We start from the raw sequence: 21,649 nt of genomic DNA, 5'->3' as shown, positions 1-21,649 counted from the left end.
ATATTCAAAGGAGAAAATGGATGTGACATTGTTTATAATTGTACAAGTGGTTCTCTCACTCGTTTCTTCCTTTTCTTCAAGCGTAACTTACGGTTCTTTTCGTATAAATAATGCACAACGAAATACGAAATGAGACCAAACACAACTCCTAAAATCGTCATTCCAATTAATACATACACTTCACTTTGTAATAAGCTCTTTAATATCGTAAAAATGTGACTTGAAAACAAGTCCGATATCTTAAATGGTTCATGATGAATTTTCTGTACATGAAATGGATAAATCATTTTTCCTAGCGCATACGCAAGCGGAAATAAAAATACTGGGAGAAACGATATTTTCCCAATAATATTGCCAATAACTGCCGCAGGAAAAGATCCCTTTGCTAACCTGACGATTGGATAAAATATTACATATACGAGCGATGCCGTATAAATGACTAACATTTCTAAGCCGAATCCTATAGCAAACCCTAACGATACTTTCTTTGCGCCTTCTGGCGATCGAAGCAACTTATAATATTGAAACTTTAATATTCTCCACATCCGCTGAAAAAACGAATATGTTTTCTTAGTTGTTTTCACCCTCATCATCTCTTTAACTATATTTTTATATGTAGTATGTCCTTACACACTCTGAAAAACAAATTTAGTTTTCTCTTTTATTATAAATGATATCGAAATGGTTAACTAAATATACATATGACATTTTAATATAAAAAAACCTCCCTTTTAGGAAGGCTCTTCTACATTTTTAAATAAACTCACTAATAACGCTTTTTGAGCATGCAATCGATTACCAGCTTGCTCAAAGACGATAGAATGTGGTCCATCTATAATTTCTCCTGTTACTTCTTCTTCACGATGGGCAGGTAAACAGTGTAAGAAACGATATGTTTGCTTCGCATGCTTAGCAAGTTCGTTATTGATTTGGTATGGATGAAATAAAGTATATTTCTCTTCTTCGCCCTCTTGCCCCATGCTCATCCAAACGTCAGTATAAATGAAATCAGCTTCATTCACCGCTAATTCAGGATCATGCAAAACTTCAATTTCAACTCCTGTTTCCTTGGCAATCGCTAACGCTTTTTTTACAATCTCTTCATTCGGTTCATATCCTACAGGCGTTGCAACAGTCATATGCATTCCGACTTTTGCACTCGCTAGCAACAATGAATGACATACATTATTTCCGTCACCTACGTAAGCCAATTTTATTCCTTTAAATGTATTTGTTTCTTCATATATCGTCATGAGGTCTGCCAATGCTTGACAAGGATGATGATCATCCGTTAAACCGTTAATAACAGGAATACTTGATTCTTTTGCAAGCTCTTCTACATCCGCGTGCGAGAATGTACGTATCATAATCCCGTCAATATACTGCGATAATACTTTCGCAGTATCTGAAACAGTTTCTCCTCTTCCCATTTGCATCTCTTTTCCACTTAAAAACATACCATGTCCCCCGAGTTGTACCATTCCCGCTTCAAAAGATACACGAGTACGAGTTGAATGCTTATCAAAAATAAGCCCTAATATTTTGCCTTGTAATAAAGGCTCTTGCTTATTCTTTTTTAAATATATAGCGAACTCAATTAAAGAAATAATTTCTTCTTTCGTTAATTCTTCTAGTGTTAAAAGATCTTTCGTATTTAATTTCGGTACTTGTACAGTTGACATGAAACTTCCCCCTTATATGATTGATACGTTTTTTGTACAAACTACTTTTTTTATTATATATACTGCCTGTTCTAACTCTTCATTCGTGACAATGAGTGGCGGTAATAGTCTTATAACATTAGGGCCTGCTTGTAATACGAGAAGCCCTTCGTTTTCTAGTTGTTCTATAAAACTTGCAACTTCATGCTTACACTCAATCCCAATCATAAGCCCCTTACCACGTATATTTTGAATACATTCGACATGCTGTAATTCCTCTTGCAACTTCTCTAATACGTACTCGCCCTTTTCTTGTACTTCTTTTAAAAACGATGGTTTTTTACTCACTTGCAATACTTCTTTCGCTGCAGCCATCGCGATGTAATTCCCGCCAAAAGTTGAACCGTGTGATCCTGCAGTAAACGACGTTCCGAGCTCTTTCCGGCCAATCATCGCTCCGACAGGAACCCCATTCCCAAGTGCCTTTGCAACGGTAACGATATCAGGCTCTATTCGCACTTGTTCATAAGCGAATAGTGTTCCAGTTCTTCCTATCCCCGTTTGTACTTCGTCTATAATAAATAAGGAACCGAACTTATTACATAATGTTTCAATCTCTTTCAAAAAAGATAGATCGGCAGGTATTACTCCTCCCTCTCCTTGAACAACTTCTACCATTACCGCCGCAACTTCTTCATTCATTACTTCCTCTAATGCTTTAATATCATTAAAAGGGATATGTAAAAAAGATGGAAGTAATGGACCAAATCCTTCTTTTACCTTATCTTGGCCTGTTGCACTCATCGTTCCAAATGTTCTACCGTGAAAAGACTGCTGGCATGTTACGACGAGAGATTTTCCAGTATGCTTACGTGCTAACTTTAAAGCCGCTTCATTTGCCTCTGCCCCACTATTACAGAAAAACACATAATCTAATGCTCTATTTTCTGTTAATAATGACGCAACTTCTTCTTGTAAGCTGTTTGTAAACAGGTTAGATATATGCCATATATCATCAAGTTGATCTTGTACACCTTTGAGAACAGTAGGGTGACAATGTCCTAAATTACATACGCCAATTCCTGATGTGAAATCTAAATATTCCTTACCGTTATTATCAATAACTTTCGTTCCAGTTCCCTTTACAAACTCAATAGTTCTTCTGCCATACGTTTGAAAAAGATGACTCGTCATGCAATACTCACGCCTTTCGTTACCGTCGTTCCAATACACTCTCCCGTAACCTCAGTAAAATCTTTTGTACCATTCACAATACTTATCTTTGGCACTCCCATTTTTAATGATGCTAGTGCCGCCTGTACTTTCGGAATCATCCCACCTGTAATAACACCTGTTTCTATAAAAGTAGCAATTTCAGATTCATCCGTTTCCTTTACCAAATTCCCTTCATGTAATATTCCATCTACATCCGTAATAAAAATCAGCTCTTTTGCCCCTAACGCAGCCGCAATCCCAGCTGCAGCATTGTCCGCATTTATGTTATAAATTTCATTACCATTTACCCCGATTGGAGCAATAACAGGAATATACCCCATATTTATTAATCCTTTTAATAAGGCTGTTTCTACATAACTTACTTCTCCCACATATCCTATCTCCTCGCTGACAGATTGAACTTGAAGTAAATTGCCGTCACACCCTGAACAACCTACAGCAAGTAAATTATGCTTTTGTAAATTCATTACGAATTTTTTATTCGTACTTCCGCATAGCACCATTTGAACAACATCCATAACTTCTTTTGGTGTTATCCGTAATCCATCTCTTTTTTCTACGTTGATGTTACAATCTTTTAATTTGGCATCAATTTCTGGTCCACCACCATGAACAATCACTACTTTATACTTCTGTTGCAATTTCTTTATACATTCAAAAAACACATCATTTAATTGATTCAACATACTACCGCCGCATTTCACTACAATATAATCGCTCATCTTCTCTCTCCTTATGTACGATAACAAGCATTTATTTTCACATATTCATAGCTTAAGTCACAGCCCCAAGCTGATCCTGTCTCTTCACCTAAGTGTAAGTACACATTAATGACTATTTCATCTTCTTGTAATCTCTCTTTCATTTCTTCTTCAGAAAATATTTGAGGCTCACTATTTTTTAATACCGATATAGATTGAAGAGTAATGTCAATTGTGTTCGGATTAATAACTACTTCACTTTGTCCAATACTGCTAATAATTCGCCCCCAGTTTGGGTCTTCACCATGTATTGCTGTTTTCACAAGACTCGAACCGACTATTTGCTTTGCAATTTTTTTTGCCTCTTCATTCGTTTGAGCTCCTAGCACATTTACTTCTATTAACTTCGTAGCGCCTTCACCATCTTGCGCAATTTTTTTTGCTAAATCTTCACATACCTTCTGTAAAGTACATACGAAAGTTTCCCAATCTGTATGTTCCATATTTATCGGGCTTGTTTCTGATAATCCACTTGCCATAACGATGACCATATCATTCGTAGAAGTATCTCCATCTACCGTAATTTGATTAAATGTATGATTCGTAATTTGGGATAATGCTGTTTGCAATACGTCATGCTCTATATGAGCATCTGTCGTAATAAAACTAAGCATCGTTGCCATATTCGGATGAATCATCCCTGAACCCTTTGCAACACCCGCAATCGCCACTTTCTTCCCATCAATAATCATTTCATAGCAAGTTTCTTTCGTGATAAGATCCGTCGTTAAAATTGCTTCAGAAAAAGAATACGCTCCACTTTCTTCCTTCGTCGGTATAAGAGTTGCAATCCCCTTTCGGATTATATCCATCGGCAGTGGAACACCAATTACACCTGTTGAAGCTACTGCAACGTAATTTTCTTTCACTCCAAAATGTTCCGCCCCTAACGCGCGCATCTCGTATGCGTCTTGTAATCCTTGCATTCCAGTACAAGCATTTGCATTTCCACTATTAACGATAATTGCTTGTAACTTCCCTTCTGCCGTTATACTATCCTTCGTTACTTGCAAAGGGGCTGCTTGTATTTGATTCGTTGTATACACAGCGGCACATGATGCTGGTACGTCACAAACGATTGCCCCTAAATCCTTTTTCTCCTTTTTCAGACCATTTACAGTACCAATTGCCGAAAAGCCTTTAGGCGTTACAATTGAACCATTTTCTAATTTTGTAATAGACGCTACTTTAATCATCATGTCCCCCTTATAGATAAAGCGGCATATGTTGTAAACCTGTTGTCTCTTCTAGTCCCGCTATTATGTTTGCATTTTGAATCGCTTGCCCAGCCGCGCCTTTCATCATATTGTCTATAACAGAAACGACCGTAACTCTTTCAGTTCTTTCATCGTAAGCTATGCCAATATCACAATAATTTGAGCCTCTCACTTCTTTTGGACTTGGAAATTTCCCTTGCGTACAAATTCGGATGAAAGGCGATTGTTCATACGTTTCTTCATACAATTTTTGAAGTTGCTTTATTTCCATCTTTTGTTTTACTTTTGCATAAAGTGTAATCATAATTCCTCGTGATATCGGTATTAAATGTGTGCTAAATGTAATTGGCTGTGATCCATTATTCCATTCTGTAAGCATTTGCTCAATCTCTGGAACGTGCTGATGCTCATTCACTTTATAAATGTGCAAGTTATCATATAGCTCAGGAAAGTGAGTCATTGTTGTTGGTGTTTTACCTGCTCCTGATACCCCTGATTTCGCATCAATAATAATCGAATCTTCTTCAATCATGCCGCTACGTACTAACGGCGCTATCGCTAGCAATGTGGCTGTAGCAAAACATCCTGGGTTTGCAATTAAATTTGCCTTTTGAATCCCAGTCCTTTTCCATTCACTTAACCCATACACTGCTTTTCTAAGAATTTCTTCTTTCGCTGCTGGCCTTTTATACCACAGTTCATATGACGAAGGATCTATCATACGAAAGTCTCCAGATAGGTCAATTACTTTTAAACCTTCTGCTAATAACTTGGGAGTTAACTCCGCCGATACTCCTGCTGGTGTTGCTAGAAATACGATTTCTGCTTCTTTCCCTATTGTCTTCACATCAATTTCTTGTAACGTATGAACGAGAACATTTCGAAGATGCGGATATACATTTGTTATACACTCACCAACTTGCGAAAAAGAATGAAGAGATGCTATCGAAAAATATGGATGTTGTTCTAATAAACGAATTAATTCAATGCCCCCATATCCAGTGGCTCCAATAATTGCGACTTTCATAAGTTCCTCCTCAAATCGATTCTTTAAATTAAGTATGATTATAATATTGTATATTTATAGAGTCAATTAAATATTTATAAATTTTTAAATCTGAAAAAACTTAATTTTATTAGAAAAACAATATACTCAACCGAATTTTTATACAAAAATAGTGCATAGTAGTTTTTTTATTTCACTTCAAGTACAATAAAACAATACATACGTACATACAGGCGGGAAAAAATATGAACGAAAAATTAATTGAGAAAATGATTATAAAAAGTTTTCAGCAATATCAATGCAGTCCAATATCAAAAGAAGATCAGGAAATGCTAGTGAAACATATTCAAACGGTGACTCATTCAAATATTGAAATTGATTTATACGAGGAGATTGAGGATATTGTTTATGATTATGTGACTGGAAAACAATAAAAAATAGGAGATTTCCATGTGGAAATCTCCTATTTTTTACTTAATGATTTACCTGCTACACGTTCAAATAAACCTGGGAATAAAGCATAAAGTTTTGGACCAATTCCCATCCACTTCGGTAAGTTTACTTCACGTTTTTTCGTGTGCATCGACTTTACAATTTGTTCTGCTACGTATGTTGGTTTTAACATGTAACGTCCCATATTCTTTACATATGTACCAGATTGATCCGCTATTTCAAAAAAGTTTGTATCTATCGGACCTGGATTAATTGCTGTAACATAAATATCTGTATTCGCTAATTCCATGCGTAAACTATTCGTAAATCCTAATACAGCATGTTTCGTTGCTGCATACGCACTTGATTTCGGAGTTGCAATTTTTCCGGCAAGTGAAGCAATATTAATAATATGTCCTTCGTTCTTGTTTACCATATAAGGTAGTACCGCTTTCGTACATGCTACTAATCCAAATACATTTACTTGGAACATATCTTTTACTTCACCCATTGACGCATCTTCAAACGTTTTAAAAATACCAAATCCCGCATTGTTTACTAATATATCAATACGTCCCACTTCTTGTAATACCTTTGAAAAAACAGACTGTACTTCCATCTCTTCACTTACATCTAATACATAATAATAGCAAGGCGTATTATAAGTTTCTTTAATTTTGTCTACTAACACTTGTAGTTTCTCTTCTGTTCGAGCCATTAATACTGGAGTCGCTCCCTGTGCTGCAACTTGCATTGCAACTTGCTCACCAATCCCACTAGAAGCACCTGTAATGACGATTACTTTATTTTGTAAACGTCCTGTCATTGCTGTCACCTACTTTGCATAATAAATCAATTGTTGCGATGACTCATCAATCATCACTTGTTGATTATATGCTAAATAGTCCAATTGTCCAACCGTTTCTGAAATAGTAAGTGGTAATTGTTCTTTATATAATACCGGAAATAGTTTTACACATACTTCAAATGCTGTCATTGGTTTTTCCTTTAATAACTCAAGCACTTTAAAAGCACGTGTTTCTTGCTTTTGTAATCTCGTTTCAATAAGTTGTTTCACATTTAGAACATCTTCCCCATGCCCTGATAAAATGCGTGAAATATTCATTTCGCTTAAACGCTGTAATGTTTGATTATATTGTAGTAATGGGCGTGCCCGCTCTGTTTGCCCTTCATATGGCGGTTCTAGTATTGGATTCGAAGAAATATGACTAATGAGAGCATCTCCACCAATTAATATTCCATCAGATTCTCTATATAAAGAAATATGAGTAGAAGCATGACCTGGTGTTTCAAGCACTGTAAATCCAGGCAAAGAATCAATACGATCTCCTTCTCTCACAGTATGCGTTAACGATCTATTACAAGAATATTTAAGTGTCCTCGTCGTCAATAACGACTCGTCTTTCAAAAATGCTGCTGGCACACCAAACTGTAAGGCCGTCTCTCTAAAAAATTCATGATACCGCTTTAAAAATTCTGGATTTTGTGTAATCCAAGGCTCATTCCAAGGATGTCCAATAATATTCGTCTTCTCAGAAAATATATTTAAAAGTCCACAATGATCTGCATGATGATGCGTAATGACTACTGTTTCAATATCTTCTATCGTATGTCCTAATGCACCTAATTGACTTTCTAACGCATTCCTTGCCTCTTCTGTATTCGTCCCTGTATCAATTAATGTTAATGTCTCCCCCTCAACTAAAAACACATTCACAGTTTCCACTGCAAATGGTACAGGAATCTCCATTCGGTGAATCGCCGTCATGCTTAGCCCCCCTGTCTCTTTCCGGTTCAAAAATGAATACTTCTTCAGTTTACAACTTCTATATATATTTGTCATTATTTTCAGATAAAAAGAGGTGTTTCCTATAAAAAAACGAATGTATGTACATTTATAAGAATTTCTAACCAAAATTAAAGGAGGAACATCATGTCTATTCAAAACATTTCCTTTCTCGGTGCAGGCTCTATTGCCGAAGCTATTATTGGTGGCTTGTTACATGCAAATGTCGTTAAAGGTGAACAAATTACTGTAAGTAATCGTTCTAACGAGACAAGATTACAAGAGCTACATAAAAAATACGGTGTCAAAGGTACTCATAATAAAAAAGAATTACTTACTGATGCAAATATTCTTTTTCTAGCAATGAAACCAAAGGATGTTGCAGAGGCGCTTACCCCTTTTAAAGAATACATAAATAATAACGTGCTTATTATTTCATTACTAGCAGGTGTTTCTACTGACTCAATTAGAAAACTACTTCAAAAAGACGTTCCAATTATTCGTGCAATGCCAAATACATCCGCAGCCATTTTAAAATCAGCTACCGCTATCTCCCCTTCAAAACATGCAACAGCGGAGCATATTCGCACTGCAACATCTTTATTTGAAACGATTGGTCTCGTCTCTGTTGTAGGGGAAGAAGATATGCATGCTGTCACTGCATTATCCGGAAGTGGACCTGCTTATATTTATTACGTAGTGGAAGCTATGGAAGAAGCTGCAAAAAAAATCGGTTTAAAAGAAGATGTTGCAAAATCACTTATTCTTCAAACGATGATTGGTGCTGCTGAAATGCTAAAAGCAAGTGACAAACACCCTTCTATTTTGAGAAAGGAAATTACTTCTCCTGGTGGAACTACCGAAGCAGGTATTGAAGTATTACAAGAACATAAATTTCAACAAGCACTTATTTCTTGTATTACACAGGCAACGAAACGATCACATAATCTTGGAAAAACATTAGAACAACTAACAAAAGAAAAATAGAAAAAGGAGCTCAAGTTTATTTGAGCTCCTTTTTCTATAATTACACTTAGTTATTGTTCTTCCCAAAAATCTCTTCTTGCAGGCGACGACCAGTCGGCGTTGCTGCAAGTCCACCTTCTGCTGTTTCACGAAGTGCTACTGGCATCGTTTGTCCGATTCTAAACATTGCCTCAATTACTTCATCACATGGAATTGTACTCGTTACACCAGCTAATGCTAAATCTGCTGAAATCATCGCATTCGCAGCTCCTGCTGCATTACGTTTTACACAAGGTACTTCTACAAGTCCTGCAACAGGATCACACACTAAACCAAGCATGTTCTTTAATGAAATTGCCATCGCTGTAGCTGCTTGATCTTGTGTTCCACCAGCCATCTCAACTGCGGCTGCAGCCGCCATTCCACTTGCTGAACCAACTTCAGCTTGGCATCCTCCCGCTGCACCAGAAATACAAGCGTTATTCGCAACAACCATACCGAAAGCTCCTGCTGTAAATAAGAATTCAATCATTTCTTCACGTGTAGGCTGCAATTTTTCTCTTAGTGCAAATAGTACACCTGGCACTGTTCCAGCAGAACCTGCTGTTGGTGTTGCACAAATAATTCCCATCGCTGCGTTTACTTCATTTGTTGCAACAGCTTTGCTTACTGCATCCAAAATCGTATCTCCAGATAAGCCTTTTCCGCTCTTCATATACGCTTGAACTTTTACAGCATCTCCACCAGTTAAACCAGTTGGTGATTTCACGCCGCGAATACCACGTTCTACTGCTTGCTCCATCACGACTAAGTTCTTTTCCATACCAGCAATTACTTCTTCACGTGAAATACTTCTTGTTTCCATTTCACATTGAATCATAATTTCTGCGATTTTTACATTTTGTTCTTTAGCTTGCGCCACTAGTTCCGCTGCGTTCCGAAACATGGTGTGTCCCCCCTGCAATTATTCCATAATAGTTACTTGACAAATATTTTGTTGCGCTTTTATTTCTTCAATTACTTCATCTGCTAATAATTCATCTGTTTCAATGACCATAAGCGCTCTTCTTCCTTTTTCTTTACGAGAAACACTCATTGTACTAATGTTAATCTCATGTTTCGCAAGGATTGAAGCTACCGCTGCAATAGCACCGAAGCGATCGTTATTTACAATAAGTAGTGCTGGGCTCGTGCCTGATAATTGAAGATCGAATCCGTTTAATTCTACAACTTCAATTTTACCGCCACCAATTGAGCAAGCAACAACTTCAATTTCATCTTCACCTTTATACAAACGAATTCTCGCTGTATTTGGATGAGGTGCATTGGCATCTTCTTCAATGAATTCCACTTCAATTTCGCGCTCTTTTGCTATTTCTAGCGCCTCTGGAATACGTAAGTCATCTGTTTCAAATCCTAATATTCCACCGATTAGTGCTACATCCGTACCATGCCCTCGATACGTCTTTGCAAATGATCCATATAACGAAATGCTTACTCTTTCTGGTTCATGACGAAACAGCTGGCGAGCAACTTGCCCCATTCTTGCCGCGCCTGCTGTATGTGAACTTGATGGTCCAATCATAACTGGACCGATAATATCAAATACTGAGCGATACTTCATCATAACTCCCCCTAAACCTCTATGAAAAAATTTATTCTACTATTCTATTAAGTTGCTACATCTGTCGCTTTTCCAGTTGTACCACGAATTTGTTCTGCTGTACGAATTGGATAGTTTTTGAATAAAAGTAATCCAATATAACCTGAAATAATACCAGTTATCATACTACATAAGAATCTTAGCATTATTTTCATTTAAAAATGATACAAGATGATCCAGAATAAAGTCTGGTAGCAATCCAAAGTTTAACACAGAAGCCATTGCAAGCATAGCATAAACAAGTGATATAACCATTGCTAATGCAACTAAATTTGCACCCGCTATTCCGCCTAGACTACCTGCTGATGTTCTGAACTCTTTTAAAGAGTGGTGTACCAATTAAATCTCCACCACCTTATTAATAAAAAGCTTCTACTAAGGAACTCGCAATAGCTACACTTGCTAATCATATCGTTTAGCTAAAAAGTGAAAAAGACTTATGACAAATAATAGTAATATCTTTCCTATTATAATTCTCGTGTTACTCTCTCATGATTTAGTCAACTTCACTTGTTACGATAATGACTAAAATACATGCGACTTATCATAAATTATAATCTGCCCTCATTATAGCTTGTTTTTTATAAAACGCTTACTTTTGTTGAATTTTAAAAGTTCTGAATAACAGTCCATTTCTGCTATTTGTATCACTTGTATGTCATCTGACTTATATAACAGTTTTTCTAAATAATCATTATTTCGTATTTTTATCGTATATATTCAAACCATTCTAATTTTCTGTACCATCCAAGTATAAGTATAAAATAATAACAGTTTTATTTTTAAATTTTTTTAGACATAAAAAAATGGTAACCCGCCGTTACCATTTTTTACAAAATTATTATTTTTCTACTGGGAATGATTTCAAATCTGTCGCTATTTCTGTATTAGAAAACAACTCTCTAGCCTCTTTCAATAATTCCTTATATGTATCTCCTTGATAACGAGAACTAATGTGAGTTAATATTAGTCGCTTCGCATTTGCCTGAAGTGCAATGCTCGCAGCTTGCTTAGATGTAGAATGAAAATAATCATACGCTTGTTGCTCATCTTCTGCTGCGAAAGTCGCTTCATGGACAAGTACATCTGCATCTTGCGCAAGCTCCCTACTCGCTTCGCAATATCGCGTATCACCTAAGATAGTAATAATTCTTCCTTTTTGAGGTGGGCCGATAAACTCATTTCCATTTAATATCGTGCCATCCTCTAATTCAACTACTTCACCATCTTTTAAACGTTTAAAGATTGGACCTGGTTTCACACCCATCTCAAGCAACTTATCAACTAAAAGAGCACCTTGTATATCTTTCTCTACAATACGATATCCAAAGCATTCTATACCGTGTGACAATCTTTTCGTTTCTACATAAAATTCATTATCTTCAAATACGGTACCTTCTTCTGTTATCTCCACAACTTCAAGTGGATATTTCACATGTGTCGTACTTACCGATAATGCCACTTCAATAAATTGTTTAATTCCTTTCGGTCCATACACCGTTAAAGGCGTAGTTCCTCCTTGAAATGAACGGCTACCTAATAAACCAGGCAATCCAAAAATATGATCGCCATGTAAATGCGTAATAAATATTTTTTCAATGCGGCGCGGACGTACAGATGTATGTAATATTTGATGTTGCGTGGCCTCGCCACAATCAAATAACCAAGTTTGTCCTCGTTCTTCTAACAATTGTAAAGCAATTGCTGAAACGTTCCTTCCTTTTGAAGGAACACCTGCACCAGTTCCTAAAAATACAAATTCCACTTTCTTTCCTCCAGCTCTAAATATACTCTACCTCTCATCTTACGGAATGTTATTTCAAATGGCAAATTGAATTTACATAACCAAACATCTAGACAACTATATAACACGAACGTTATACTCAAAAAATTTAGCTATCGTTCGTGTTTTGTGTTAAAATGATTATACTACATTTTAAGGGAGCGTTTTATTATGAAAGAAGTATTTCGTTTACAAACTGATTTTTCATCTTCATTTGATCGCTGGGTAAGTTCTTTCGTGTCTGATCACCCAGCACAATTAGAATGGACAACTTTAAAGGAATTAATCCATGAATATACAACATCACATACAAATGATACGTTACCAGCATATATTTCTTCAGCTTTAACATATTACGCCCAACGCGTTTCAACTACAAACAGTTCAGAGATTGTTATTTTTGAAAACCCTACAATCTCGTAATCTATAATAAAAAAGCACTGGTTACAGTGCTTTTTTATTTATACTTATTTAGCAAATGATTATATTCCGTCCAAAAGTCTGTATACATACTTTGATCAAACTCATCTAAAATTATCTTTTCACTTGATTTATTGAATAACTCTTTTGCTTGTAGCGCAAAAGAAACAATTTGTTTTCTATTTTTGATTCTCAATATTTATAATAAAATTTTGTGGTACCATTACAAATTCCCCTTTTATAAAAATATTTATTTTCCATATTATTCATAATCAATATCATACATTTCATCCCATATATCTATTATAAATCCATTTAATATTTTAAAAACACAGATAAAAAGATATTGACACTACGATTTTACAGTGCTAACATTCAACATGTAATTGAATATGGTCTCTGTTAGGTGAGGCTCCTGTATAGAGAAACGCTGCTGCCCAAAAATGTCGAGAGACGCCAATGGGTCAACAGGAAAGGTCGGAATGAAGGCCTTTTTTAATGTAGCTGGTTTCAGTACCTATGCTATACAGTGCTAAAACTCAACGAGGGAGAGGTGCATGTATTTTGTCATACACAAAAACTGTTTTTATTTATGTCTACTAACAGTCTTTGTTGTGGACTCTTTTAGCTGCGAATTCAGACCTTTACTCGTTTTGAGTAAAGGTCTTTTTACGTCTATATGCACCTTACTATGAAACAAACATAGCATATTCAGAAACTACTAAATTGTACGGAGGTGAGGAACAGTTGGCAATTGATGATTCGGCCCAGATACCCATACGTTTTACATTCATATTTCATCATGTAGGTAGGAAAGAAACTGTTCCTCACCATTTCAAATAGTTAGGTAACAGATTGTTTCCTCCTTCATGACAGAGGAGGAACTACCGATGTTTAATTTACAAAGACAAGAAACAAAGCATGCTTATGAGCAAGATAGCATGAAAACAAATAACGAATTATTAGTGGAGGTTGCAACACAAGATGTAAGCTCTGCGTTAAAACTTTTAGAAACAACACAAGATGGATTATCTAAACAAGAAGCGTCTCGTAGACTTTCTTTATATGGTCCGAACGAAATAGCTCATAATAAAATGGCGCCGTGGTACATTCAATTTCTGTTGGCATTTAAAAATCCATTTATTTTCGTTTTATTAGCTCTTGGAGCACTCTCCTTTTTCACGGATGATATGCAAGGAACAATTGTCGTATCTGCAATGGTACTACTTAGTGCAACAATTCGGTTTTCCCAAGAATTTCGTTCTCAAAAAGCTGCCGATAAGTTAAAAGCTATGGTTCGAACAACTGCAAGCGTATTTAGAATAAATGGATTTGTACATGAAACAAAAAATGTAACGAATTTAAATCGAAATTACACAACAGAAATTCCAATTGAGGAACTTGTACCTGGCGATATCATTTCCCTTTCAGCCGGTGATATCATTCCAGCTGATGTGCGTATTGTATCCGCTAAAGATTTATTTGTTAATCAATCTTCTTTAACAGGGGAAGCACTTCCTGTAGAAAAATACGAACACTGCTACCATACAGAAAATAAGCATATCTTACCGACAAACATGAAAAAAAATTACAATCCACTCGATATGGAAAACCTTTGTTTCATGGGAACAAATATTGTAAGTGGTAGCGCAAAAGCTGTTGTCATCTCAACAAGTACCGATACGTATTTCGGCTCTTTAGCCAATAAGGTAATTGGAAAGCGTGTAGAAACAAGCTTTGATAAAGGTGTAAACAAAGTAAGCTGGCTCTTAATTACATTCATGCTTATTATGGCACCTATTGTCCTTCTCATTAATGGATTCACAAAAGGTGATTGGCAAGAAGCTTTCTTCTTCGCTATTGCCGTCGCTGTTGGCCTTACACCTGAAATGTTACCAATGATTGTAACTGCTAATTTAGCTAAAGGTGCCGTTAAAATGTCTAAACAAAAAGTAATTGTAAAACAGCTAAATTCTATTCAAAACTTAGGTGCTATGAACATTCTTTGTACAGATAAAACCGGAACTTTAACAGAAGATAAAGTTGTCCTTGTTCGTCACTTAGATCCCAAGGGAAATGAATGCAATCGCGTCTTGCAATTTGCCTATTTAAATAGTTTCTATCAAACTGGATTGAAAAATTTAATAGATAAAGCTGTTATTAAGCATACAGAGGAAAACAATACATTTAATCCATCAGCTTTTCAAAAGCTAGATGAAATTCCATTCGATTTCGCCCGCCGGCGTATGTCAGTCATCGTAAAGGATATTTCAGGTGAACATACAATGGTTTGTAAAGGTGCCGTAGAAGAAATTTTATCAATTTGTAACTACACTGAAGTGGATGAAAAAATCGTTCCACTCACCGAGGAAATACGTTCAAATGTCAAAAAAATAAGTGAGACACTAAATAGTGAAGGTATGCGGGTTATTGCTGTGGCTTATAAAAAAGATAGAAGAATAAATGATACAGAGTACGCAGTAAAAGACGAAACTGATATGATTCTCGCTGGATATATCGGCTTTTTAGATCCACCGAAACCATCTGCAGCAGCTGCAATTCAAGCATTACAAAAACATGGTGTACAAGTGAAAATTTTAACTGGCGATAACGAAATTGTTACAAGAAAGGTTTGTAAAGAAGTTGGATTAGATATCTGCGAACCAATCCTCGGTTACGAGATTGATTCTTTACCAGATAAAGCATTAGCAAAACTTGCCGAAGAAACGACTGTATTTGCGAAGCTTAATCCCATGCAAAAATCTCGTATTATACACGCATTACAAGGAAATGGATACACTGTAGGTTACATGGGAGACGGCATTAACGATGCTGTAGCATTACGTGAAGCTGATGTCGGAATATCTGTTGATACTGCTACTGATATTGCGAAAGAAGCTTCCGATATTATTCTACTCGAAAAAAGTTTAACTATATTAGAAGCAGGGATTTTAGAAGGACGTACTACATTCGGAAATATTTTAAAATATATTAAGATGACAGCTAGCTCTAACTTCGGTAATGTGTTTAGCGTGTTAGTAGCAAGTGCTTTCATTCCTTTTTTACCGATGCTTGCCATTCATCTTTTAATTCAAAACTTACTTTATGATATTTCACAACTTTCTATTCCATGGGACAAAATGGATAAAGAGTTTCTAGAAAAACCACGAAAATGGGATACTGCAAACTTACGAAACTTCATTATTTGTATCGGCCCAATTAGTTCTATATTTGATATTATCACATACGTAGTCATGTGGAATGTATTTGGTGCAAATACACCGAGCGAGCAATCATTATTCCAGTCCGGTTGGTTTGTCGTTGGGTTGTTAACACAAACTTTAATTGTTCACATGATAAGAACACAAAAGATTCCATTTATTCAAAGCACTGCATCAACACCAGTCGTTTTATTAACCGCTCTTATTATGGCAATCGGGATTTATATTCCATTCTCACCACTTGGTGCAGCCGTTGGTTTACAAGCATTGCCACTTAACTATTTCCCTTGGTTAGTAGGAATACTATTAGGCTACGCTTTTTTAACACAATTCCTGAAAAAGCTTTATATTAAAAAGTTTCATAGCTGGTTGTAAAAATAAGAATGAGTGGGTATCCCCCGCTCATTCTAAAAAACATAACACATATTATATATGGAGGTGACCATGATGGTATGGTACGACATTGTATTCAGGTTAGTTATAGCAATTATTGTAGGAGCTTGCATTGGAATGGAAAGACAATGGAGACACCGAATGGCTGGGTTACGGACAAATGCTCTCGTATCACTTGGTGCCTGTATATTTGTTTTATTATCCGTCATGCTTGATCATGATGCTAGCCCATCCCGCATTGCTGCTCAAGTCGTTAGTGGTATTGGATTTTTAGGGGGTGGCGTTATTATCCGCGATGGTTTTAGTATTAGAGGGCTAAATACAGCAGCTACTTTATGGTGTGCAGCTGCTGTCGGTACTCTTACAGGCGCCGGTTTCCTCGTTGCAGCTATATTAGGTGCAGCCGGCGTGTTACTAGCAAATATACTTCTTCGCCCAATTGCTCTTTTTATGAATAAAAAATCAAAAGAAGAATCACCAGAACAAACGAACTACTTACTTTCCCTTACTTGTTCAGAAGAAAATGAAGCACATATTCGTTTTTTACTTATGCATATGGTAAGTACAGAAGGAATCGGTTTAAAAGAGTTGTATAGTGAAGACGTAGATTCTAATCAAAAGGTGTGTATACAGGCTACATTACATTGCAAGACAAATGCGGCTATCTTAATTGAAAAAATAGTAAGTAGAATGCTATTAGAATCTGGCGTTACTGGAGCTGGATGGAAGACTTCTTTAAATTTAGAAGCGAGTTAACTAGGAAAGGTGTCATGATTTTACTACTTCATGACACCTTCTACATAAACTTATTTTCTAACTTTTGTTGAAACGACTTCTCTTGCTTACGTAGTAGTTGACTACCTCGTTGTAAAATCGGTGTTCCATACTTATCGTTAATTTGATCAATGACAGCAAGTAGTGGTTCTTTTTTCGCATCCTCTTCAAATGAAAATAAATCTAATTGTTTCACCGATTCTGTCTTCCACTCTATTTCAGTAGCTGTAACACCTAGTAAACGAACGGAATCACCATCCCAATGTTGCTTCCATAAACGGGATGCTGCTTGAAAAATATCGCGTTCTTCCCAAATTGCATTTTTCAATTGCTTACTCCGTGTTACTGTTCGCCTATCATGGTATTTAATCATAATTTGAATATTATAGCTGACAAGGGTTCGCTTTTGTAATCTTTTACTCACTGATTTTGATAACCGTTCTAACATATCAAGTAATTCTTTCTCTTCATCCATATCCTTTGAAAAAGTCATCGAGTTACCGACACTTTTATGTTGGCCCATTTGACTCGGATCCACTTCCCTATCATCCGTACCTTTTGCACGCTTTTGTAAATCAATACCGTGCTTGCCAATTTTAGCGCGAATGATATGCTCGTCTCCCTTCGCTAACTGTTCAATTGTATGTATATGAATTTCATTTAATTTTTCAGCTGTTTTTTCTCCAATCCCATGCATTGCTTCAACTGAAAGTGGCCAAATCATTTCTGGAATATCACGGTTTCGAAGTACGGTAATACCGAGAGGTTTTTTCATATCAGAAGCTGTTTTTGCTAGGAAAAGATTTGGAGCGATTCCGATACTACACGGAAGCTGCAACTCTGTTAATAGTGCTTGTTGAATCATCTTTGCTATTTCAAGAGGCGAACCAAGTGCGTAGCAATCTGTAATATCTAAATATCCTTCATCTATTGAGACTGGTTGTATCTTTTCTGTAAAACGAGAAAGGACTTGAAACATTTGAAATGAAGCTTCGCGATATAATGTGAAATTAGGACGCCTTACAACTAATTGCGGGCATAACCTTTTCGCTTCCCAAAGGGGCATCGTCGTACGTATTCCGTATTCTCTCGCCTCATAACTACATGTTATAATAATTCCTTTTCTCTCTTTTTCATTTCCAGCAACCGCTAATGGCTTTCCTTGTAATGATGGATCATGAGCAATTTCAACAGATGCGAAAAAGCAATTCATATCTACATGTAAAATAACACGACCATTTTTCGGATACATTTCTCGCATAGTACTCACTCCCTAATCAGAACGTTCGTTCTTTTATTATATCAAATTTTGCACAATAGTTATAATAATTACTTGTTCTTTTTTATAATCGATATAAATCGAAACTTTAATCAACTCTCACTAATCGGACTTTTACGGGCAGCAGGGCCCCCACCTAACTTCTTTACTTTCGCTGAATTTTGAGGTAGGGGTCTTACTGTCCGGCAAATAGCGGGATAAACTCAACTATACATTCCTTGTAGTTATATTAATCATTGCAATTAATTATTTACTACTTCCGATTTTCAATATGAATACGTTAAGGTTATTCCCTCGTCTAGTACATGTAGCAACAACGTATATACTTCCATAGTTTTTCTTATATTCGCTTATACGTCTTGTCAAAGCAATCGAATCAAAATAAAAAGCGTGTAAATCATAATTGATTTACACGCTTTTTCTATTCCATTACTTCGCTACTTCTTCAATAATTGCAACAACTAATTCTGCTGTTTTTGCTAATTCTTCAACAGGAATCTTCTCGTTTGTTGTATGAATTTCTTCATAACCAACCGCTAAGTTAACTGTTGGGATACCATGTCCTGCAATTACGTTTGCATCACTTCCGCCACCACTTTGGTGAAGAGAAGGTGTACGACCAATTTTTTCAGCTGCACGTTTTGCAACTTCTACAACGTGATCGCCATCAGCAAATTTAAATCCTGGGTACATAACGTTTACTTCAACGTCTGCATGACCGCCCATTTCTTTTGCAGTTGTTTCAAATGCTTCTTTCATTTTCGCAACTTGTGCTTCCATTTTCTCATTAATTAAAGAACGAGCTTCTGCAAAGATTTGTACATGATCGCAAACGATATTCGTTTGTGTACCACCTTCAAAACGTCCAATATTTGCAGTCGTTTCAGAGTCAATGCGACCAAGTGGCATCTTCGCAATTGCTTTCGCTGCGATAGTAATTGCAGATACACCTTTCTCCGGCGCTACACCAGCGTGAGCTGTTTTCCCGCGAATAATTGCGTTCACTTTCGCTTGTGTTGGAGCTGCAACAACGATTTCACCAACTTTTCCATCGCTATCTAATGCGTAGCCATATTTCGCTGTAATACGCTCACGGTCTAATGCTTTTGCACCAACAAGACCTGATTCTTCTCCGACTGTAATAATAAATTCTATTTTACCATGAGGGATATTTTTCTCTTTTAAAACACGGATTGCTTCGAACATTGATGCTAATCCAGCTTTATCATCCGCACCTAAAATTGTTGTACCATCTGATACGATATATCCATCTTTAATAGAAGGCTTAATTCCATTACCAGGAACTACTGTATCCATATGAGAAGTAAAGTAAATTGTATCAACACCATCTTTTGTTGCTGGTAAAGTACAAATTAAGTTACCTGCACCATGACCAGTTACAGCCATTGTGTCATCTTCAAATACTTCTACACCTAAATCTGTAAATTTCTTCGTTAATACTTTGCAGATTTCTGCTTCAAATTTCGTTTCAGAATCTACTTGTACTAATTCCATAAATTCATTTACTAAACGTTCTTGATTAATCATAAGACTGCGCCTCCTGCACTACCATTATGTATGTAACACTATTAATTATAACAGAATTTCGCAAAAGTTTCGAAATACAAGACAAAAAACAGATGGTTTACATGTCTAGATAACCATCTGCTTTCTATTACTCATTTAACAATACCCAGCGCATATGATCTTCCCACACGCCATTTACCATTAACATCTTCCTAGACACGCCTTCATATTGAAAACCTATCTTCGTTACTACTTGTATAGATGCTAAATTACGAGGCATAATCGGAGCTTCTATACGATGTAACTGAAATTCCCCAAAAGCAACTTGAATTGCTTTTCTAAGCGCTTCTGTCGTATACCCTTTGTTTAACTCTGCTTTATCTAATTTATAACTGAGTACACAAGATTGATAAATGCCACGAACGATTAAATTAAATGAAATACACCCAATTATTTTCGTATCATCACCCTTTTTAAAAATCCATAGTCTGATGATTTTCCCTTCTTCGAACTCTTTTCTATCCTTTTGCAACTTTTTCTTTTGATAATCTAGCGTAAAAAAATCATCCGGTCTATACTCTTCCCAAGCTTTTAAAAATTCACGATTTCTGTCGTAATATTGAAGAACTGTTTCAGCATACGACTCATCAATTTCCCTTAAGTATAAACGATCTGTTTCGTATATTTTCATCATCGTATCTCCATTCTTCAGCTTGCCCAACTAAAAATTAACAATATACCCTTTTACTATATTCTCTATACACACTCAAATTTCCTGTTATATTTTGCAATCCCCTCCCGAATTTTGTCCTCACTCTCCCCTTGTCCATAATTTCATTTCTCGTTACAATGAAATTGTACTGATTTGCAAGGAGGTATAACGATGCATAAAAAAGCTCAAAAAGTTATGGTTTATGTGATGCTGATTTCTATGCTTGTAACAACATTACTTGCTGGCGCGAGTATGTTTTGGTAAAAAGGGCGATGTGTTCGTCCTTTTTTTACTTTTTACACATGACAAAATAAACCATCTCGACATCGAGATGGTTTATTTTATATAAAACACAATCGCTACAATACTAAAGGAAAATGACATTACAAGTGCTATTACAAAACTTGTATATTGTTTCTGCTGAAATGCTCCAATAACAAAAGTTAGATTAAGCAATGCCATACATACAATCGCTACAAGATAAGAACATATATTAAAAGTTGCCAATATGAATGTAATAACAAATAGAAATCCCATAAAAAACTGCATATACGAAAGTTTTGGATTCAAGTACATATGAGCAACCCCTTTATCTAATTTTATCTTTCTATATTCTCATTAACGCACGGTTATGTACACATGTCAAGACAACTTATTATAATAGAAAAAGCCAACCTTTTTGAAGTGACCCCTAAAAGTTAGACACGGTTATTTCATTAGGCAGCTTGATAAAAATGAGTCCGGTATTGCACCGGGCTCATTTTTAATTTTGCCTTTATCCGTTTTGTATT

At 36.1% G+C, this 21,649-nt stretch carries 22 protein-coding genes, 1 pseudogene and 1 riboswitch; of the genes and pseudogenes, 6 read left to right on the top strand and 17 right to left on the bottom strand.

Annotated features, from left to right (window positions below):
• Positions 1 to 32 precede the first annotated feature (32 nt).
• The 6 genes from MR107_RS22615 to argC form a co-directional block, all read right to left on the bottom strand.
• A complete protein-coding gene (locus MR107_RS22615; RefSeq protein WP_002026296.1) occupies positions 33 to 593 on the bottom strand; it encodes a DUF2062 domain-containing protein in 561 nt (186 codons plus the stop codon).
• Positions 594 to 731: 138 nt separating this feature from the next.
• On the bottom strand, positions 732 to 1,682 hold the full coding sequence (gene argF, locus MR107_RS22610) for an ornithine carbamoyltransferase (protein WP_071741161.1): 951 nt from the start codon (positions 1,680 to 1,682) through the stop codon (positions 732 to 734).
• 12 nt (positions 1,683 to 1,694) lie between these two features.
• Entirely contained in the window at positions 1,695 to 2,855 is a 1,161-nt protein-coding gene (locus MR107_RS22605; RefSeq protein ID WP_000200549.1) for an acetylornithine transaminase, read from the bottom strand.
• Complete coding sequence (gene argB, locus MR107_RS22600; protein WP_242292732.1) at positions 2,852 to 3,619, bottom strand: acetylglutamate kinase; 768 nt, start codon at positions 3,617 to 3,619, stop codon at positions 2,852 to 2,854. Before argB ends, MR107_RS22605 begins: the two co-directional genes overlap by 4 nt.
• Before the next feature lie 11 nt (positions 3,620 to 3,630).
• Positions 3,631 to 4,854, bottom strand: coding sequence for a bifunctional glutamate N-acetyltransferase/amino-acid acetyltransferase ArgJ (gene argJ / locus MR107_RS22595; protein ID WP_000598398.1), 1,224 nt, complete (start codon positions 4,852 to 4,854; stop codon positions 3,631 to 3,633).
• 10 nt (positions 4,855 to 4,864) lie between these two features.
• Positions 4,865 to 5,902, bottom strand: coding sequence for an N-acetyl-gamma-glutamyl-phosphate reductase (gene argC, locus MR107_RS22590; protein WP_000861256.1), 1,038 nt, complete (start codon positions 5,900 to 5,902; stop codon positions 4,865 to 4,867).
• Between the two features lie 224 nt (positions 5,903 to 6,126).
• Here argC and MR107_RS22585 point away from each other — a divergent pair, with 224 nt between their 5' ends.
• Positions 6,127 to 6,315 (top strand): YqzH family protein, encoded by a 189-nt coding sequence (locus MR107_RS22585; RefSeq protein WP_001003222.1) that lies wholly within the window; start codon positions 6,127 to 6,129, stop codon positions 6,313 to 6,315.
• Positions 6,316 to 6,344: 29 nt separating this feature from the next.
• Here MR107_RS22585 and MR107_RS22580 read toward each other — a convergent pair whose 3' ends face one another.
• Positions 6,345 to 7,139 (bottom strand): SDR family NAD(P)-dependent oxidoreductase, encoded by a 795-nt coding sequence (locus tag MR107_RS22580; RefSeq protein ID WP_000147797.1) that lies wholly within the window; start codon positions 7,137 to 7,139, stop codon positions 6,345 to 6,347.
• A gap of 9 nt (positions 7,140 to 7,148) precedes the next feature.
• Positions 7,149 to 8,102 carry an MBL fold metallo-hydrolase gene (locus tag MR107_RS22575; protein ID WP_000125119.1) on the bottom strand — a complete coding sequence of 318 codons (954 nt, stop codon included), beginning with the start codon at positions 8,100 to 8,102 and terminating at the stop codon, positions 7,149 to 7,151.
• A 165-nt stretch (positions 8,103 to 8,267) separates the two neighbouring features.
• On the opposite strand from MR107_RS22575, the gene proI reads away from it, so the two are divergent.
• A complete protein-coding gene (proI, locus tag MR107_RS22570) occupies positions 8,268 to 9,107 on the top strand; it encodes a pyrroline-5-carboxylate reductase ProI (protein ID WP_121868067.1) in 840 nt (279 codons plus the stop codon).
• Between the two features lie 46 nt (positions 9,108 to 9,153).
• Here proI and sdaAA read toward each other — a convergent pair whose 3' ends face one another.
• The 4 genes from sdaAA to rnz all read right to left on the bottom strand — a co-directional run bounded on the left by sdaAA (position 9,154) and on the right by rnz (position 12,514).
• Positions 9,154 to 10,032: an L-serine ammonia-lyase, iron-sulfur-dependent, subunit alpha gene (sdaAA, locus tag MR107_RS22565; protein WP_000489461.1), complete on the bottom strand. Its 879-nt coding sequence runs from the start codon at positions 10,030 to 10,032 to the stop codon at positions 9,154 to 9,156.
• A gap of 18 nt (positions 10,033 to 10,050) precedes the next feature.
• Complete coding sequence (gene sdaAB, locus MR107_RS22560) at positions 10,051 to 10,710, bottom strand: L-serine ammonia-lyase, iron-sulfur-dependent subunit beta (protein ID WP_000877445.1); 660 nt, start codon at positions 10,708 to 10,710, stop codon at positions 10,051 to 10,053.
• 165 nt (positions 10,711 to 10,875) lie between these two features.
• Positions 10,876 to 11,088 carry a hypothetical protein gene (locus tag MR107_RS22555; protein ID WP_000233385.1) on the bottom strand — a complete coding sequence of 71 codons (213 nt, stop codon included), beginning with the start codon at positions 11,086 to 11,088 and terminating at the stop codon, positions 10,876 to 10,878.
• Between the two features lie 502 nt (positions 11,089 to 11,590).
• The gene (rnz, locus tag MR107_RS22550; protein ID WP_000397455.1) at positions 11,591 to 12,514 is read right to left on the bottom strand and encodes a ribonuclease Z; all 924 of its coding nucleotides are present in this window, start codon (positions 12,512 to 12,514) and stop codon (positions 11,591 to 11,593) included.
• Between the two features lie 189 nt (positions 12,515 to 12,703).
• Between rnz and MR107_RS22545 the strand changes: the two genes are divergently transcribed.
• Positions 12,704 to 12,955 (top strand): DUF3932 family protein, encoded by a 252-nt coding sequence (locus MR107_RS22545; protein WP_000665709.1) that lies wholly within the window; start codon positions 12,704 to 12,706, stop codon positions 12,953 to 12,955.
• 34 nt (positions 12,956 to 12,989) lie between these two features.
• Here MR107_RS22545 and MR107_RS22540 read toward each other — a convergent pair.
• Positions 12,990 to 13,133, bottom strand: a pseudogene (locus MR107_RS22540) (DNA polymerase IV); the annotation flags it as partial.
• Between the two features lie 210 nt (positions 13,134 to 13,343).
• A riboswitch (M-box (ykoK) riboswitch) is annotated at positions 13,344 to 13,511 on the top strand.
• A 331-nt stretch (positions 13,512 to 13,842) separates the two neighbouring features.
• On the opposite strand from MR107_RS22540, the gene mgtA reads away from it, so the two are divergent.
• Together mgtA and MR107_RS22530 are read left to right on the top strand one after the other, a co-directional pair.
• Entirely contained in the window at positions 13,843 to 16,548 is a 2,706-nt protein-coding gene (gene mgtA / locus MR107_RS22535) for a magnesium-translocating P-type ATPase (protein WP_025686743.1), read from the top strand.
• 72 nt (positions 16,549 to 16,620) lie between these two features.
• A complete protein-coding gene (locus MR107_RS22530; protein ID WP_000262342.1) occupies positions 16,621 to 17,322 on the top strand; it encodes an MgtC/SapB family protein in 702 nt (233 codons plus the stop codon).
• 40 nt (positions 17,323 to 17,362) lie between these two features.
• Here the strand turns inward: MR107_RS22530 and MR107_RS22525 are convergent, their stop codons facing one another.
• The 3 genes from MR107_RS22525 to MR107_RS22515 all read right to left on the bottom strand — a co-directional run bounded on the left by MR107_RS22525 (position 17,363) and on the right by MR107_RS22515 (position 20,840).
• Positions 17,363 to 18,601 carry a DNA polymerase IV gene (locus MR107_RS22525; RefSeq protein ID WP_242292731.1) on the bottom strand — a complete coding sequence of 413 codons (1,239 nt, stop codon included), beginning with the start codon at positions 18,599 to 18,601 and terminating at the stop codon, positions 17,363 to 17,365.
• 447 nt (positions 18,602 to 19,048) lie between these two features.
• Positions 19,049 to 20,167 (bottom strand): tripeptidase T, encoded by a 1,119-nt coding sequence (locus MR107_RS22520; RefSeq protein WP_000609803.1) that lies wholly within the window; start codon positions 20,165 to 20,167, stop codon positions 19,049 to 19,051.
• Positions 20,168 to 20,294: 127 nt separating this feature from the next.
• Positions 20,295 to 20,840 (bottom strand): GNAT family N-acetyltransferase, encoded by a 546-nt coding sequence (locus MR107_RS22515; RefSeq protein ID WP_001987197.1) that lies wholly within the window; start codon positions 20,838 to 20,840, stop codon positions 20,295 to 20,297.
• Positions 20,841 to 21,029: 189 nt separating this feature from the next.
• Here MR107_RS22515 and prli42 point away from each other — a divergent pair, with 189 nt between their 5' ends.
• Positions 21,030 to 21,122, top strand: a complete 93-nt coding sequence (gene prli42 / locus MR107_RS22510) for a stressosome-associated protein Prli42 (RefSeq protein WP_000549040.1) — start codon at positions 21,030 to 21,032, stop codon at positions 21,120 to 21,122.
• 72 nt (positions 21,123 to 21,194) lie between these two features.
• On the opposite strand, the gene MR107_RS22505 is transcribed toward prli42, so the two are convergent.
• On the bottom strand, positions 21,195 to 21,434 hold the full coding sequence (locus MR107_RS22505; RefSeq protein ID WP_000281167.1) for a DUF3894 domain-containing protein: 240 nt from the start codon (positions 21,432 to 21,434) through the stop codon (positions 21,195 to 21,197).
• Positions 21,435 to 21,649: the final 215 nt, after the last annotated feature.

Source organism: Bacillus cereus group sp. BfR-BA-01441, from assembly GCF_022663075.1.
In the GTDB taxonomy this organism is placed as follows: domain Bacteria; phylum Bacillota; class Bacilli; order Bacillales; family Bacillaceae_G; genus Bacillus_A; species Bacillus_A cereus.
The sequence above is the reverse complement of the archived record's forward strand: the minus strand, read 5'-3'. Positions and strand labels throughout refer to the sequence as shown.

Coding starts and splice junctions, on each gene's coding strand:
- MR107_RS22615 (WP_002026296.1), bottom strand. CDS start 593: ATGATGAGGGTGAAAACAACTAAGAAAACATATTCGTTTTTTCAGCGG.
- argF (WP_071741161.1), bottom strand. CDS start 1,682: ATGTCAACTGTACAAGTACCGAAATTAAATACGAAAGATCTTTTAACA.
- MR107_RS22605 (WP_000200549.1), bottom strand. CDS start 2,855: ATGACGAGTCATCTTTTTCAAACGTATGGCAGAAGAACTATTGAGTTT.
- argB (WP_242292732.1), bottom strand. CDS start 3,619: ATGAGCGATTATATTGTAGTGAAATGCGGCGGTAGTATGTTGAATCAA.
- argJ (WP_000598398.1), bottom strand. CDS start 4,854: ATGATTAAAGTAGCGTCTATTACAAAATTAGAAAATGGTTCAATTGTA.
- argC (WP_000861256.1), bottom strand. CDS start 5,902: ATGAAAGTCGCAATTATTGGAGCCACTGGATATGGGGGCATTGAATTA.
- MR107_RS22585 (WP_001003222.1), top strand. CDS start 6,127: ATGAACGAAAAATTAATTGAGAAAATGATTATAAAAAGTTTTCAGCAA.
- MR107_RS22580 (WP_000147797.1), bottom strand. CDS start 7,139: ATGACAGGACGTTTACAAAATAAAGTAATCGTCATTACAGGTGCTTCT.
- MR107_RS22575 (WP_000125119.1), bottom strand. CDS start 8,102: ATGACGGCGATTCACCGAATGGAGATTCCTGTACCATTTGCAGTGGAA.
- proI (WP_121868067.1), top strand. CDS start 8,268: ATGTCTATTCAAAACATTTCCTTTCTCGGTGCAGGCTCTATTGCCGAA.
- sdaAA (WP_000489461.1), bottom strand. CDS start 10,032: ATGTTTCGGAACGCAGCGGAACTAGTGGCGCAAGCTAAAGAACAAAAT.
- sdaAB (WP_000877445.1), bottom strand. CDS start 10,710: ATGAAGTATCGCTCAGTATTTGATATTATCGGTCCAGTTATGATTGGA.
- MR107_RS22545 (WP_000665709.1), top strand. CDS start 12,704: ATGAAAGAAGTATTTCGTTTACAAACTGATTTTTCATCTTCATTTGAT.
- mgtA (WP_025686743.1), top strand. CDS start 13,843: ATGTTTAATTTACAAAGACAAGAAACAAAGCATGCTTATGAGCAAGAT.
- MR107_RS22530 (WP_000262342.1), top strand. CDS start 16,621: ATGGTATGGTACGACATTGTATTCAGGTTAGTTATAGCAATTATTGTA.
- MR107_RS22525 (WP_242292731.1), bottom strand. CDS start 18,601: ATGCGAGAAATGTATCCGAAAAATGGTCGTGTTATTTTACATGTAGAT.
- MR107_RS22520 (WP_000609803.1), bottom strand. CDS start 20,167: ATGATTAATCAAGAACGTTTAGTAAATGAATTTATGGAATTAGTACAA.
- MR107_RS22515 (WP_001987197.1), bottom strand. CDS start 20,840: ATGATGAAAATATACGAAACAGATCGTTTATACTTAAGGGAAATTGAT.
- prli42 (WP_000549040.1), top strand. CDS start 21,030: ATGCATAAAAAAGCTCAAAAAGTTATGGTTTATGTGATGCTGATTTCT.
- MR107_RS22505 (WP_000281167.1), bottom strand. CDS start 21,434: ATGTACTTGAATCCAAAACTTTCGTATATGCAGTTTTTTATGGGATTT.